At 68.0% G+C, this 14,751-nt stretch carries 14 protein-coding genes; 7 read left to right on the top strand and 7 right to left on the bottom strand.

The window, feature by feature from the left end; translation table 11 throughout:
* Positions 1–665: 665 nt before the first annotated feature.
* From rsmG to rpmH, 6 genes are read right to left on the bottom strand one after another with little or no spacing between them, the layout of a single operon-like run.
* Complete coding sequence (gene rsmG, locus HD594_RS03125) at positions 666–1,289, bottom strand: 16S rRNA (guanine(527)-N(7))-methyltransferase RsmG (protein ID WP_184749572.1); 624 nt, start codon at positions 1,287–1,289, stop codon at positions 666–668.
* 28 nt (positions 1,290–1,317) lie between these two features.
* Positions 1,318–1,833, bottom strand: a complete 516-nt coding sequence (locus tag HD594_RS03120; RefSeq protein ID WP_184749571.1) for a Jag family protein — start codon at positions 1,831–1,833, stop codon at positions 1,318–1,320.
* A 25-nt stretch (positions 1,834–1,858) separates the two neighbouring features.
* Positions 1,859–2,965: a membrane protein insertase YidC gene (gene yidC, locus HD594_RS03115; RefSeq protein ID WP_184749570.1), complete on the bottom strand. Its 1,107-nt coding sequence runs from the start codon at positions 2,963–2,965 to the stop codon at positions 1,859–1,861.
* An 8-nt stretch (positions 2,966–2,973) separates the two neighbouring features.
* The gene (gene yidD / locus HD594_RS03110; protein ID WP_184749569.1) at positions 2,974–3,330 is read right to left on the bottom strand and encodes a membrane protein insertion efficiency factor YidD; all 357 of its coding nucleotides are present in this window, start codon (positions 3,328–3,330) and stop codon (positions 2,974–2,976) included.
* Positions 3,327–3,662 carry a ribonuclease P protein component gene (gene rnpA, locus HD594_RS03105; protein WP_184749568.1) on the bottom strand — a complete coding sequence of 112 codons (336 nt, stop codon included), beginning with the start codon at positions 3,660–3,662 and terminating at the stop codon, positions 3,327–3,329. The genes yidD and rnpA overlap by 4 nt, the downstream gene beginning before the upstream one ends.
* An 8-nt stretch (positions 3,663–3,670) precedes the next feature.
* A complete protein-coding gene (gene rpmH, locus HD594_RS03100; RefSeq protein ID WP_005054680.1) occupies positions 3,671–3,808 on the bottom strand; it encodes a 50S ribosomal protein L34 in 138 nt (45 codons plus the stop codon).
* A gap of 311 nt (positions 3,809–4,119) precedes the next feature.
* On the opposite strand from rpmH, the gene dnaA reads away from it, so the two are divergent.
* The 7 genes from dnaA (at position 4,120) to HD594_RS03065 (ending at position 14,016) form a co-directional block, all read left to right on the top strand.
* A complete protein-coding gene (dnaA, locus tag HD594_RS03095; RefSeq protein WP_184749567.1) occupies positions 4,120–5,583 on the top strand; it encodes a chromosomal replication initiator protein DnaA in 1,464 nt (487 codons plus the stop codon).
* Between the two features lie 424 nt (positions 5,584–6,007).
* Positions 6,008–7,156, top strand: a complete 1,149-nt coding sequence (gene dnaN, locus HD594_RS03090) for a DNA polymerase III subunit beta (protein ID WP_184749566.1) — start codon at positions 6,008–6,010, stop codon at positions 7,154–7,156.
* A 44-nt stretch (positions 7,157–7,200) separates the two neighbouring features.
* Complete coding sequence (gene recF, locus HD594_RS03085; protein ID WP_184749565.1) at positions 7,201–8,358, top strand: DNA replication/repair protein RecF; 1,158 nt, start codon at positions 7,201–7,203, stop codon at positions 8,356–8,358.
* Positions 8,351–8,875 (top strand): DciA family protein, encoded by a 525-nt coding sequence (locus HD594_RS03080; protein WP_184749564.1) that lies wholly within the window; start codon positions 8,351–8,353, stop codon positions 8,873–8,875. Before recF ends, HD594_RS03080 begins: the two co-directional genes overlap by 8 nt.
* 121 nt (positions 8,876–8,996) lie before the next feature.
* On the top strand, positions 8,997–11,030 hold the full coding sequence (gene gyrB, locus HD594_RS03075; RefSeq protein WP_184749563.1) for a DNA topoisomerase (ATP-hydrolyzing) subunit B: 2,034 nt from the start codon (positions 8,997–8,999) through the stop codon (positions 11,028–11,030).
* A 32-nt stretch (positions 11,031–11,062) separates the two neighbouring features.
* A complete protein-coding gene (gene gyrA, locus HD594_RS03070; RefSeq protein ID WP_184749562.1) occupies positions 11,063–13,618 on the top strand; it encodes a DNA gyrase subunit A in 2,556 nt (851 codons plus the stop codon).
* Entirely contained in the window at positions 13,615–14,016 is a 402-nt protein-coding gene (locus tag HD594_RS03065; protein WP_184749561.1) for a DUF3566 domain-containing protein, read from the top strand. The genes gyrA and HD594_RS03065 overlap by 4 nt, the downstream gene beginning before the upstream one ends.
* A gap of 12 nt (positions 14,017–14,028) precedes the next feature.
* Here the strand turns inward: HD594_RS03065 and HD594_RS03060 are convergent, their stop codons facing one another.
* Positions 14,029–14,748: a VIT1/CCC1 transporter family protein gene (locus HD594_RS03060; RefSeq protein ID WP_184749560.1), complete on the bottom strand. Its 720-nt coding sequence runs from the start codon at positions 14,746–14,748 to the stop codon at positions 14,029–14,031.
* Positions 14,749–14,751: the final 3 nt, after the last annotated feature.

The following is a 14,751-nucleotide window of genomic DNA, read 5'->3' as shown; positions in this document are numbered from 1 at the left end:
GCGCAGCCTCGGGTGCGTACCCCCCCTCACTACTGTCGAGTGCATGCCCACCGTGCCGTCGGCTACGTGGCGAGCAGCGGGGGTTGTCCGGACGTCCGACCCGGCCGGTGAGCGGACGCGGGCATACGATCCGTCACACCGCGATCCGTCACACCGCGATCCGCCGACCGGCAATCAGCCGGCATCGACCAGAACCGATGCCCGCCGCACGCTCATCGACGAGCGAACGTCGGTATCCCATGGCAACCGATCACATCGGTGCCCGCGCCGACGATGAACGGCGACGCGAGGCCCTCCACGTGTCGGTCCCCGCCCGAGCCGCACACCCGTTGTGACCATTGCGGGACGCACCACGCCATCGTGACGTACCGAGGGCTCGCATGCCTCGATGGAGTGATCGGCCGCATAGGTTTCACGTGAAACATCCCCTGCTGCCGGGCCGCGGCACAACAGGTCGCAGTTGCAGGAGCGACACGCGCACCACTCCGCTGGTACGACCGTCACCCTCGCTCACCGCGGACGACGCAGCGAAAGACCTGGACGATACGTCCGCGTTTCACGTGAAACGCGGTCCTAGGCCACACCCGGCGAACGCGCCCAGGCCGAGTCACCCGGACACCGGCGGGACAGAAGCCCGCACGGGACACGAGACGGGCGGTGGGACGTCAGTGGACGGTTGCGCGGAGCACCCGCGTCGGCTCGGCCAGCAGATCCTCGCCGACGATCTCGACACGGACGTCCGACAGACCGAACGTGCGGATCTGCTTCTGCGCCGATTCGATCTCGTTCGCGACCGAGACGCCCTTGAGCAGGATCAGCTCACCGCCGTCGCGAACCAGCGGCGCCGTGATCGGGATCAGCGTGCGCAGCGCACTGACCGCACGCGCGGTGACCGCGTCGAGGACCGGCCCCTCGGACCAGTCCTCCGCACGAGCGCGGAGGACCTCCACGTTCGACAGGCCGAGCTCGTCGACCTGCTCTGACAGCCACGCCACACGGCGCTCCATCGGCTCGATCAGCACGAACTCGACATCCGGGCGGGCGATGGCCAGCACCAGCCCCGGCAGGCCGGCACCCGAACCCACGTCTCCGACGCGGCCCGAGAAGAGCGGCGCGACCACCGCGCTGTTGAGAATGTGCCGCGACCACAGCCGCGGCGGCTCGAGCGGGCCGATGAGGCCGCGCTCTTCACCCTGCTCACCGAGCGCAGCCGCGAATGCGCGCGCTACCTCGATGCGATCGCCGAACACCTGCGCGGCGGCAGACGGCTCCTGCTCGATCTCGATCATCGGCGTTTCACGTGAAACATCGCGCGGGTCAACCGCGGCGGATCACCGTGTGTCGATCGGCGCCTTCGCCGTAGGACTCCGAGACGAAGCCTCGGCGGGAGACGACATCGTGAACCAGCTTGCGCTCATAGCTCGACATGGCCGGCAGCGATGCCTGCGAAGCACCGGCGTCCAGGCGCGCGATGGCTCGATCGACCAGTGCCTCGAGCTCCCGCTCGCGGGTGTCGCGCGAGCCGCCGATGTCGAGGATCAGCCGCGAGAATCGTCCGGTCTTGTTCTGGACGGCGATGCGGGTGAGCTCCTGCAGCGCCTGCACCGTCGTGGGATCCGACAGCGCGGCCACCGAGCTCTCGTCCTCGGCCTCGACCGACACATAGGCGCGACCTGCACGGACATCGAGGGCGAGGTCGCCGTCGATGTCTGCGATGTCGAGAAGGCCCTCGATGAAGTCCGCGGCGATGTCGCCTTCTTCCTCGAGCTGCTCGACGGTGGCCGGAACGCGGACCTCGCCGACGGCGCCGGCGCGAGCGGTTTCAGAAGTCATCGTGTCTCCGATTCGGGCGTACGGGTCAGGACGAGGCGCCAGAGGCGTCGCCGGCATCCGCGGGGTTCTTCGGGCCCTTCTGGGCCTGCTTCTTCGCGCGCTGCTTGCTCATCGGCTGCTGACGCTTGGGCTGGGCGGCCTTCGCCTTCTCGGCCTCCTCCAGCAGACGCTGCTGCTCGGCGACGTACTTCTCCATCGGCACGATCTTGCCCTGGGCGTCGAGCGCCTTGCCCTTGCGCGCCAGGCGCTCTTCGCGCGCCTTCGCGGCGTCCGAACCGGGCGTGGGCATCTCGCGGATGACGAGGAACTGCTGGCCCATGGTCCACAGGTTCGAGACGAACCAGTAGATGACGACACCGAGCGGGAAGAACACTCCCGAGAACACGAACGCGAACGGCAGGACGTACAGCATGATCTTCTGCATCTGGTACGCCTGGCCGGTCTTGGCCTCGGGGGACAGGTTCTTCGAGATGATCTGCAGCTGGGTGAAGAACTGCGACGCGATCATCAGCACCACCAGGGTGACAAGGATGACGATCGCCGCGGTGTTCTGACTGTTGACCGCGTCGATGAGCGTCTCGTGCAGCGACGCGACGCCGAAGAGCTTCGCGTCGTAGAACTCCTGCGTCAGCTCGGCGTTGAGGAGGCCGACACCGCCGATTCCCGCAGCGGCGTGCTTGCTGACGTCGTTCAGCACGCTGAACAGCGCGAAGAAGATCGGCATCTGCACGAGCAGCGGCAGGCAGCTCGAGACCGGCGTCGTACCGTGCTTCTTGTACAGCGCCATCGTCTCGCGGCTCATCGCCTCGCGGGAGAGCTGATCGCGCTTGCCCTTGTACTTCTCCTGGATTTTCCGCAGTTCAGGAGCGATTTCCATCATCTTGCGCTGGCTCTTGATCTGGCGCACGAAGAGGGGGATCAGAGCAGCGCGGACGACCACGACGAGGCCGACGATCGACAGCACCCAGGTGAGTCCCTCGGCCGGCGGCATCCCGATCGCCGTCAGCAGCCAGTGCCACGCGACGAGAACGGCTTCGACCGCCCACTTGAGCGGCCACAGGATGAAGCCGAACAGATCGAAGCCACCCGACGCGTCCGCGGCGGGGGTGGTGGAAGCGAGGAAGAGATCCATGTGGAGGATCAGTCCTTTCCGGGGGGAACGGGGACGACGAACCCGTGGCGGGTGAGTCCATGGCGGAACGACGGGTGGAGCGCGACATCGTCGACGCCGCCCTCCGCCCAGGGGTGACAGCGGGCGAGACGCGCGGCGGTCAGCGCCACGCCCTTCGTGAGGCCGTGCTGCTGCACCGCGCCGACGGCGTAGGCAGAGCACGATGGATAGTACTTGCACACGTCCCCATACGTGTGCGAGATGGTGGCGCGGTAGGCGTGCAGCAGCAGCAGTCCGGCGTTCCGGGGGAGAAGGGGAACGGCACGGACGACGCCGGCGGGATCCAGACGCGCGTCACCGAGCGCGTACGCGGGCAGGACGCTCACGCCGCCCTCCGGGCCAGACACCGCGAGACCTCGTCGCGGAGATCGTGGAAGGAGGCGGTGGCCGCCGCGGGCAGAGCGCGGATGACGATGTCGCCGCCCGGACGGATGTCCGTCAGCGACTCGGCGCAGACAGCCTTCAGCCGTCGGCGCACAGTGTTGCGCACGACGGCTGAACCGACTTGACGACTCACGATGAAGCCGAACCTCGAAGGTCGATCCGACTCGCCCGCCACCACATACGTGACCGTGTGCGCGCCCGCGCAACGACGGCCCCGACGGACGACGGCCTTGTAATCCGCACCGCGGGTGAGCCGGTTCGGCCTCGAGAGCACCGCTCGGGTCAGGCCGAGAGCTCGGTGCGGCCCTTGGCGCGGCGAGCCGACAGGATCGAGCGGCCGGCACGCGTGCGCATGCGGGCGCGGAAACCGTGCTTCTTGGCGCGACGGCGGTTGTTGGGCTGGAAAGTGCGCTTGCTCATGGGGAAATCACTTCCGGGTCAGGTGTCCTCGGGACGCTCAGACCGGGGACGACGAATACAGGGACCGCCCGAAACGGGCATAAGTCAACCGATTAAGGCTACGTCGAGACGCGCCAGAACTCAAACCGAGCGAGCGCAACGCGGCATCCTCTCATCTTCGGACGGATCCCACACGGATCGACACACCTGACACACAGAGTGGAGTTGCCCCCGCACGGGGACGTGACTAGCGTGGCTCCGGCAGTTATCCACAGGTTCATGAGGAGTTTCCCTCACAGCCCTGTGGCGCATCATCGACCCGGGGGGGGTTCATGTCATCTCACGAAGCTCCGGACGTCCCGGTGTGGTCCGCCGTGCTCGGCCGGCTCACCGACGACGACCGCATCACGCCGCAGCTCCACGGCTTCCTCAATCTGGCCGTGGCACAGGGCGTGATGGGCGGAACCCTCTATCTCGACGTCCCGAACGATCTCACGGCGGCGCAGTTCACCAAGCGCATGCGCACGCCGATCATGGAGGCGCTCACGCACGTCGAGGCGGACGTCCCCGAGCCGGCTTCGAACTTCCGTGTGGTGGTCAACCCCGAGCTCGCCGACATGCACTTCACGGCGCCGATCACCATCACGTCCACAGATCCATCCACCGATTCATCCACAGGTACGGCCGCGCCCGACATCGCGCCCGTGATCGGTCGCCCCGCAATGGAGGACGCCGCGGATCCGGCGCCGGCGCCGTTCCGCACCGACACGAGACTGAATCCCAAGTACACGTTCGACAACTTCGTCATCGGGCAGTCGAACCGATTCGCCCACGCGGCCGCCGTCGCCGTCGCGGAGGCTCCGGCCAAGGCGTACAACCCGCTCTTCATCTACGGCGACTCGGGTCTGGGTAAGACGCACCTGCTGCACGCGATCGGCGACTACGCCCTGAGCCTCTACGCGGGGATCCGCGTGCGATACGTGTCGAGCGAGGAGTTCACCAACGACTTCATCAACTCGATCGCCAACAACCGCGGCTCCGCCTTCCAGGCGCGGTACCGCGATGTCGACATCCTCCTGATCGACGACATCCAGTTCCTGCAGGGACGTGCCGAGACGCAGGAGGCGTTCTTCCACACGTTCAACACGCTCCACGACCACGACAAGCAGGTCGTGATCACCAGCGACGTGCCGCCCAAGCACCTCACGGGCTTCGAGGACCGCATGCGCAGCCGGTTCGAGTGGGGCCTCATCACCGACGTGCAGGCGCCCGACCTCGAGACCCGCATCGCGATCCTCCGCAAGAAGGCCCAGAGCGAGCGCCTCCACATCCCCGACGAGGTTCTCGAGTACATCGCCGGCGCCGTGTCGAGCAACATCCGCGAGCTCGAAGGCGCGCTCATCCGCGTCTCGGCGTTCGCGAGTCTGAACCGTTCCAACCTCGATATGTCCCTCGCGCAGACGGTGCTCCGCGACATCGTCGACCAGGACGACGCGAACGTCATCTCGCCGACGGACATCATCAGCGCGACCGCGCAGTACTTCAAGCTCACGGTCGACGATCTGTACGGCTCGAGCAGGTCGCAGTCGGTCGCGACGGCGCGTCAGATCGCGATGTACCTGTGCCGAGAGCGCACGAGCCTGTCGCTGCCGAAGATCGGCCAGCTGTTCGGCAACCGCGATCACACGACGGTCATGTACGCGTACAAGAAGATCAGCGACCTCATGAAGGAGCGCCGCTCGATCTACAACCAGGTCTCGGAGATCACCGCCCAGCTCGGTCGCAACGGGCGCTGACGACCGGCTCATTCCCGAACGCGCACTTGACACAGCCTTCGCGCGGGGCCATCATTCTCGTTCTTCACAGTGTGGAAAACCTGTGGATAACTTTCGGCCCCTGGGCAAACCTGTGAGCGGACGACCCGAAACCTGTGGAATCCGACGGACAGCGCGCGATCCGCATCCTGACGCTCCACGACGCCATCCGCAGCCCGTCCACAAATCACACCGATGTGGTTCCCGGTCCCCGACAGGGATCGCTCGAGTTGTCCACAGTTTCCACAGCTGTTAACAACATGACAGAGAGAAAGAGATTCAGGGCCGGACGATCACCTCGGAGCCGAGGGAACCGACGGACGGACCCTCGCGACGCCCGGGCACTGGCGCCGAGCGCGCGGACCACTAGCATGAGAGAGCCCAACCCGCGCAAGAGGGAGCGTTCGTGAAGTTCCACGTCAACCGCGATGTGTTCAGCGAAGCAGTGTCGTTCGTCGTCAAGCTTCTGCCCCAGCGGAACCCGCAGCCCATCCTGGCGGGCGTGCTCATCCAGGCGACGGACGAAGGTCTGTCGCTCGCAGCGTTCGACTACGAGGCGTCGGCACGCACCACGATCGACGCCACGGTCGACGATCCGGGCACGATCCTCGTGCACGGACGCCTGCTGTCCGAGATCGCCAGCCGCCTGCCCAACGCCCCCATCCAGATCGAGGTCGATGAGGACGGCGGCATCCTGCTCACGTGCGGGTCGGCCCGCTTCACGCTGGCGTCGATGCCGGTGCAGGAGTACCCGGCCATCCCCGAGGTGACCGGCGAGTCCGGCCTCGTGCCGGCGGAGGACTTCGCGACGGCGATCGCCCAGGTCGCGTTCGCCGCCTCGCGCGACGACGTCACCCCGGTCCTGACGGGTGTGCAGCTCGAGGTGACCGGCACGAGCCTCAGCCTGGTGGCCACCGACCGCTACCGTGTCGCGCTGCGCGAGATCCCGTGGGACGGCGGCGACGGGGCCGGCGAGGCGACGACGGCGCTCGTCCCCGCGCGCACGCTCACCGAGGTCGGCAAGACGTTCGCCCATTCGGGGGACATCTCGATCTCGTTCTCGGGATCCGGCGACCGCGAGATCATCGCGTTCACCGCGGGCAACAAGACCGTGACGTCGCTGCTGATCAAGGGCAACTTCCCGCCCGTCCGCCGGCTGTTCCCCGAGCAGACGGATCACCACGCGGTCGTGGGCACCGCCGACCTCATCGAGGCCGTCCGCCGCGTTGCGCTCGTCCTCGACCGATCGGCGCCGCTGCGGTTCACCTTCGCGCTGGACAGCGTGTCGATGGACGCGTCGGGCTCGGAGCAGGCGCGCGCGACGGAATCCGTCGAGGCGCACCTCACCGGCGAAGACGTCACCCTCGGCCTCAATCCGCAGTACCTGCTCGAGTCGCTCGGCGCCGTCCGCAGCGAGTTCGTCCGGATCACGTTCACCTCGAGCGACAACGCGAACAAGCTCAGCCCGGTGCTCATCACGCCGCAGACCTCGGCCGACACCGCCGGCGAGCAGTCGTTCAAGTACCTGCTGCAGCCCAACCTGCTGCTGCGCTGACGTCGTACGCGGCCGACGTCCGCAGCCGTCACTAGGCTTGATCGGTGATCGTGGAGCACCTGAGTCTCGTCGACTTCCGCAACTATGCGGGGGCCGAGGTGACCCTCGGCCCCGGTCCCAATGTCTTCGTCGGACGAAACGGCCAGGGGAAGACCAACCTCGCCGAGGCGATCGGGTACTTCGCGACGCTCGGCTCTCACCGCGTCACGGCTGATGCCCCGATGGTGCGTGACGGGGCGGATGCCGCGATCGTGCGGGAGCGCCTCGCCCACGGCGACCGGCGCATCCAGCTCGAGGTGCAGATCAACCGGCAGGGCTCGAACAAGGCGCGCGTCAACGGCGCGGCCGTGAAGCCGGCTGAGCTGCCGCGCTACGCCCAGGTCGTGCTGTTCGCCCCCGAGGACCTTCAGATCGTGCGCGGCGACCCGTCCGCGCGGAGGCGCTTCGCCGATCAGCTGCTGATCCAGCGCTCTCCCCGGATGGCGGGTGTGCTCGCCGACTACGACCGCGTGCTGAAGCAGCGCACGGCCCTGCTGAAATCCGCGCGGGCACGGGGCCTGCGCGCGGACGCCCTGCCGACGCTCGATGTGTGGGACGACAAGCTGGTGGCGCTGGGCACCGAGGTGATCCAGGCGCGGCTGCAGCTCGCCTCGGAGCTCGCCGGCCCGCTGGCGGCGGCGTACGAGGCGATCGCCGGCGCCGACCACGATCCCCGCATCACGTGGGCGCTGTCGGTCGCGGGAGGAGACCCCGAGGAGAACCCGGAGGAGCCGGTGGCCGAGGCCGAGACCGCGCGGCTGGCCGACGCCTTCCGTGCGGCGCTCGCCGATCGGCGAGCGAGCGAGCTCGAGCGCGGCCTGACGCTCGTCGGCCCGCACCGCGACGACCTCCGCCTGATGCTGCGCGGGCTGCCGGTCAAGGGATACGCATCGCACGGCGAGTCGTGGTCGGTCGCCCTCGGCCTGCGGCTCGCATCCGCCGAGCTCCTGCGGGCCCAGTCGCGGCTGGGCGACCCGGTGCTGATCCTCGACGACGTCTTCGCCGAGCTCGATGCCGGCCGCCGAGCGCGCCTGGCGGAGCTCGTGTCCGACTACGAGCAGGTGATCGTCACGGCGGCCGTCGACTCCGACGTCCCGCAGGCGCTGCGCTCGCGCATGGTGCGCGTCGAGGCGGGGACGATCGCGGAGGCCGCCGATGACTGACGACGAGCGGGATGCCGAGTCCTCCGCGGACGCCGGAACGGTCCCCGAGACGATCGCGACGTACCTGCGGCTGCGGGGACTCGAGCCGTCTCCCCGCGCCTACCGTCGCCGTCGCCGCCGGCGCGGCGCCGACGACGACGAGAATCAGCCCTTCACCGGCGGCCGCGATCCGCACGGGCTCGGCGATGTCATCTCGAACCTCACCCGGGAGTCCGGCTGGGACCCGCAGCTGGCCCGCGAGGACGTCGTGCGCGCGTGGGACGAGGTGGCCGGCGAGGACACCGCGCGGCGCACGCGACCGGTCGCGTTCCACGACGGCGTCCTGACCGTCCAGGCCGACTCCACGGCGTGGGCGAAGCAGCTCCAGCTGATGCGCGCGCACATCCTCACGGAGATCATGCGGCGCTTCCCGGAGGCGGGCGTCGAGACGATACGTTTCATCGGACCGGACGTCCCCTCCTGGAAATGGGGTCCCAGAGCCATTCCAGGCCGCGGCCCGCGCGATACCTACGGTTGAGGCACGTCCGTACCTGCCCGAACAGATTTCATCGCCTCACAGGGCCGCAGAACCGCGTACAGCGGCATCCGCTTGATAGACTGTCGGCAACGCCGCCGACAGATGTGGAGCGCTCGAGAATATGACGTCCGTGAACCCCGACAGCGTTCCCGAGGACCCCGAAAAGCGATCCGCCGGAAGCGCACCCACCGAATACGGGGCAGACGCCATCCAGGTGCTCGAGGGCCTCGAGGCGGTCCGCAAGCGTCCCGGCATGTACATCGGCTCGACTGGCGAGCGGGGCCTTCACCACCTCGTGTACGAGATCGTCGACAACTCGGTCGACGAGGCGCTGGCGGGCTACTGCGACGCCATCGTGGTGACGATCCTCGCGGACGGCGGCGTGCGCGTGGTCGACAACGGCCGCGGGATCCCGGTCGACATGCACCGCACCGAGGGCAAGTCGACCGTCGAGGTCGTGCTGACCGTGCTGCACGCCGGCGGCAAGTTCGGCGGCGGCGGCTACGCCGTCTCGGGCGGTCTGCACGGCGTCGGATCATCGGTCGTCAATGCGCTCTCGTCGCGCCTCGAGGTCGAGGTCCGCCGCCAGGGTCACGTGTGGCGTCAGTCCTATCAGGGCGGCGGGATTCCGATCGCGCCGCTCGCGCAGGGCGAGACCAGCTCCGACACCGGAACGACGATCACCTTCTGGCCGGACGAGGGGATCTTCGACACCGTCGACTTCGACTACGACACCCTCCGCACGCGCTTCCAGCAGATGGCGTTCCTCAACAAGGGGCTGCGCATCGATCTGCGCGACGAGCGTGCCCTCGAGGTCCTCGACGCCGTCGAAGAGGCCGCCGAGCCCGAGGTCCGGCACGACAGCTTCCTGTACGAGCGGGGCCTGGTCGACTACGTCGGGTACCTCAACAAGGTGCGCCACGCGGATGCCGTCAACGACGAGATCATCGACTTCGAGTCCGAGGACACCGAGCGCAAGATCGCCATGGAGATGGCGATGCAGTGGACGACCTCGTACACCGAGAACGTCTTCACCTTCGCCAACACGATCAACACGCACGAGGGCGGCACGCACGAGGAGGGCTTCCGCGCCGCGCTCACGGCGCTCGTGAACCGCTACGCCCGCGCCAACAACCTGCTCAAGGACAAGGACGACAACCTCACCGGCGAGGACATCCGCGAGGGGCTCACCGCCGTCATCTCGGTGAAGCTGTCCGAGCCGCAGTTCGAGGGTCAGACCAAGACGAAGCTCGGAAACACCGAGGCCAAGGCGTTCGTGCAGAAGGTGGTCGGCGACCAGCTCGGCGACTGGTTCGACCGCAATCCCGCCCAGGCGAAGAACATCATCCGCAAGGCGATCGATGCGGCCTCGGCTCGTCTCGCCGCGCGCAAGGCGCGCGAGACCGCGCGACGCAAGAGCGTGTTCGAGTCGGCCGCGATGCCCGACAAGCTCAAGGACTGCACGAGCAAGGACCCCTCGATCAGCGAGATCTTCCTCGTCGAGGGCGACTCCGCCGGCGGTTCGGCCGTGCAGGGGCGCGATCCGCACACGCAGGCGATCCTGGCGCTGCGCGGCAAGATCCTCAACGTCGAGCGCGCGCGCCTGGACAAGGCGCTGTCGAACAAGGAAGTCCAGGCGATGATCCAGGCCTTCGGCACGGGGATCGGCGAGGACTTCGACATCGCGAAGGCCCGCTATCACAAGATCGTGCTGATGGCGGATGCCGACGTCGACGGCCAGCACATCACGACGCTGCTGCTGACGCTGCTGTTCCGCTACATGCGCGGGCTCATCGAGGCCGGCTTCGTGTACCTCGCACAGCCGCCCCTGTACCGCCTGAAGTGGTCGAACGCCCCGCACGAGTACGTCTTCAGCGATCGTGAGCGCGACGCGCTGCTCGCCGACGGCACCGCGAACGGCAAGCGCCTGCCCAAGGACTCCGGCGTGCAGCGCTACAAGGGTCTCGGCGAGATGAACGCCAAGGAGCTGTGGGAGACGACCATGGACGTCACCACGCGCACCCTCAAGCAGGTGACCATCGACGATGCCGCGGCGGCCGACGAGATCTTCTCGGTCCTCATGGGCGAAGACGTCGAGTCGCGGCGCGGCTTCATCCAGCGCAACGCGAAGGACGTGCGCTTCCTCGACATCTGAGCGGGCGCTGAAAGAACTGAGAACGAGAGCACATGGCTGACGAAGAACGTCCCGTCCCCGAGCACGACCACGGCCGCATCGACCAGGTCGACCTGCAGCTGGAGATGCAGCGCAGCTACCTCGATTACGCGATGGCGGTCATCATCGGCCGCGCGCTGCCGGACGTGCGCGACGGGCTCAAGCCCGTGCACCGCCGCGTCATCTACGGCATGTACGACGGCGGGTTCCGTCCCGACAAGTCGTTCTCGAAGTGCGCCCGCGTCGTCGGCGAGGTGATGGGGCAGTACCACCCGCACGGCGACACCGCGATCTACGACGCGCTCGTCCGCCTCGTGCAGCCGTGGTCGATGCGCTATCCGCTGGCCCTCGGCCAGGGCAACTTCGGCTCGCCCGGCAACATGGGCGCCGCCGCCCCCCGCTACACCGAGACGAAGATGGCTCCTCTCGCGCTCGAGATGGTGCGCGACATCGAAGAGGAGACCGTCGACTTCCAGGACAACTACGACGGTCAGACCCAGGAGCCGTCGGTCCTCCCCGCGCGCTTCCCGAACCTGCTCGTCAACGGCTCGGTTGGCATCGCCGTCGGCATGGCCACCAACATCCCCCCGCACAACCTCCGCGAGGTGTCGGCGGGTGCGCTGTGGGCGCTCGAGAACCCGGATGCGCCGCGCGACGAGCTCCTCGACGCGCTCATGGAGCGCATTCCGGGACCCGACTTCCCGACCGGGGCGCAGATCCTGGGCACCAAGGGCATCCGCGAGGCCTACCGCACCGGACGCGGGTCGATCACGATGCGCGCGGTGGTCTCGATCGAGGAGATCCAGGGCCGCACGTGCCTCGTGATCACCGAGCTGCCCTACCAGGTCAACCCCGACAATCTCGCGGTCAAGATCGGCGACCTCGCACGCGAGGGCAAGATCACCGGGATCGCCGACATCCGCGACGAGACCTCCGACCGCACCGGGCAGCGCCTCGTCGTGGTGCTCAAGCGCGACGCCGTCGCGAAGGTCGTGCTGAACAACCTGTACAAGCACACGCAGCTGCAGGAGAACTTCGGCGCGAACATGCTCGCGATCGTCGACGGCGTGCCGCGCACGCTGCCGCTCGACGCGTTCATCACGAACTGGCTCGACCACCAGATCGACGTCATCGTGCGCCGCACGACCTACCGCCTGCGCGAGGCCGAGAAGCGGATGCACATCCTGCGCGGCTACCTCAAGGCGCTCGACGCGCTCGACGAGGTCATCGCGCTCATCCGTCGTTCACCGACGGTCGACGACGCGCGCGAAGGGCTCAAAGAGCTCCTCGAGATCGACGACACGCAGGCCGATGCGATCCTCGCGATGCAGCTGCGACGCCTGGCGGCGCTCGAGCGTCAGAAGATCATCGACGAGGCCACCGAGCTCGAGGCGAAGATCGCAGACCTGAACGACATCCTCGCGACCCCTGCGCGTCAGCGCGGCATCGTGCGCGACGAGCTCACGGCGATCGTCGACCGGTACGGCGACGACCGGCGCACCCACATCCTGCACGGCTTCGACGGCGACGTGTCGATGGAGGACCTCATCGCCGAAGAAGAGGTCGTCGTCACCGTCACGCGGGACGGCTACATCAAGCGGACCCGCAGCGACAACTATCGCTCGCAGCACCGCGGCGGCAAGGGCGTCAAGGGCGCGCAGCTGCGCGCCGACGACGTCGTCGAGCACTTCTTCGTCACGACGACCCACCACTGGCTGCTCTACTTCACGACCAAGGGCCGCGTCTACCGCACGAAGGCGTACGAACTGCCCGAGGCCGGACGCGACGCCAAGGGTCAGCACGTCGCGAACCTCCTCGCGCTGCAGCCCGACGAGGAGATCGCCCAGGTCCTCGACATCCGCGACTACGACGTGGCGACCTACCTCGTCCTCGCCACCCGCGGCGGCCTGGTCAAGAAGACGCGCCTGACCGAGTACGACACCAACCGTCAGGGCGGCGTCATCGCGATCAAGCTCCGTGAGGGCGACGAGGTCGTCTCGGCGATGCTCGTCGACGAAGGCGACGACATCCTGCTGATCAGCCGGCTGGGCATGTCGCTGCGCTTCGAGGCGACCGACGAGGCGCTGCGTCCGATGGGCCGCTCGACCGAGGGCGTCAAGGGCATGTCGTTCCGAGACGGCGACAGCCTGCTGTCGGCGTCGGTCGCCGAGGACGATGCGTTCGTGTTCGTCGTGACCGAGGGCGGGTACGCCAAGCGCACCGAGGTGAGTCAGTACCGGATGCAGGGACGCGGCGGTCTGGGCATCAAGGTCGCCCGGCTCAACGACGATCGAGGCAGCCTCGCGGGGGGTCTGATCGTCGGCGAGGACGACGAGGTCCTGGTGGTTCTTGCCAGCGGCAAGGTGGTACGCTCTGCCGTGGCCGAGGTCCCCGCCAAGGGTCGAGACACCATGGGTGTCGTGTTCGCCCGTGCAGGAGACGATGATCGGATCATCGCGATCGCGCGCAACGGCGAGCGGAGCCTGGCCGACGCAGGCGACGATGCCGAGGCCCCGAGCGGTGCCCCCGACGCCGCCCCCGAGACCCCCGAAGAGAGTACTGACGCATGAGCACGGTAGCCGACAAGCTCGCGAAGAAGTCCAGTGCGCGCACGAACGCGAAGCAGGTTCGCCTGCGACTGGTCTACATCGACTTCTGGTCCGCCGTGAAGCTGTCCTTCCTCGCGGCGATCGCCATCGCCATCGTCACGGTCGTCTCGATCGTCATGGTGTTCCTCGTCATCCAGACGACCGGCCTCATCGATCAGGCGGACGAGTTCATCGGAAGCCTCACCGACGGCATCCTGGTCTCGGACTTCATCAGCTTCCCGCAGGTCGTGGCGTTCTCGGCGATCATGGCGATCCTCAACCTCATCGTCGTCACCGTCCTCGGTGCCGTCGTCGCCGGGATCTACAACCTCGCGGTCAAGGTGACCGGCGGTCTGCTGGTCGGATTCACGTCCAACTGACCCGTTCGACCGTCAGGCGACGGTCGTCCCGAGCAGCGTGCCGATGAGCCACGTGACTGCGAGGGCGAGCGCACCCCCGACCACGAGCCGGATCGCCGAGCGCCGGCGCCCCGAGCCGCCCACCTGGGCCGAGATCGTGCCCGTCAGAGCGAGGGCGACGATGACGGCGACGAAGGTGATCGGAACGCGCCACTCCGGCGGCGGCAGCAGGATCGCGAGCAGCGGCAGAAGCGCACCCAGCGTGAACGCGAGCGCCGAGGACAGCGCAGCGTGCCACGGATTGACCAGATCGTCCTGATCGATGTGCAACTCGACCTCGAGGTGCGCCGCGAGCGCGTCGTGCGCGGTCAGCTCCTCGGCCACCTGCCGGGCGGTATCGTGCGACAGTCCGCGCTGCCGGTACAGCTCGGTGAGCTCGTCGAGCTCCTCCGCGGGCATCTCCTCGAGCTCGCGCTTCTCCTTCGCGATGAGCGCGCGCTCGGAGTCGCGCTGGCTGCTCACCGACACGTACTCGCCGAGCGCCATCGAGATGGCGCCGCCGACGAGTCCGGCGATGCCGGCGAGCAGCAGCGCGGTGGAATCGGTCGTCGCGCCCGCGACGCCGACGACGAGAGCGGCGACCGAGACGATCCCGTCATTGGCGCCGAGGACGCCCGCACGCAGCCAGTTCAGCCGCTGGCTGACGTCGGTGCGATGCGGCTCGGCTTCGTGGAACGGCGCGGGTTCGGTCATGGG

This window comes from Microbacterium thalassium, assembly GCF_014208045.1.
Lineage (GTDB): Bacteria > Actinomycetota > Actinomycetes > Actinomycetales > Microbacteriaceae > Microbacterium > Microbacterium thalassium.
Note: the sequence above shows the minus strand (reverse complement) of the source record. Positions and strands in the feature narration are given on the sequence as shown.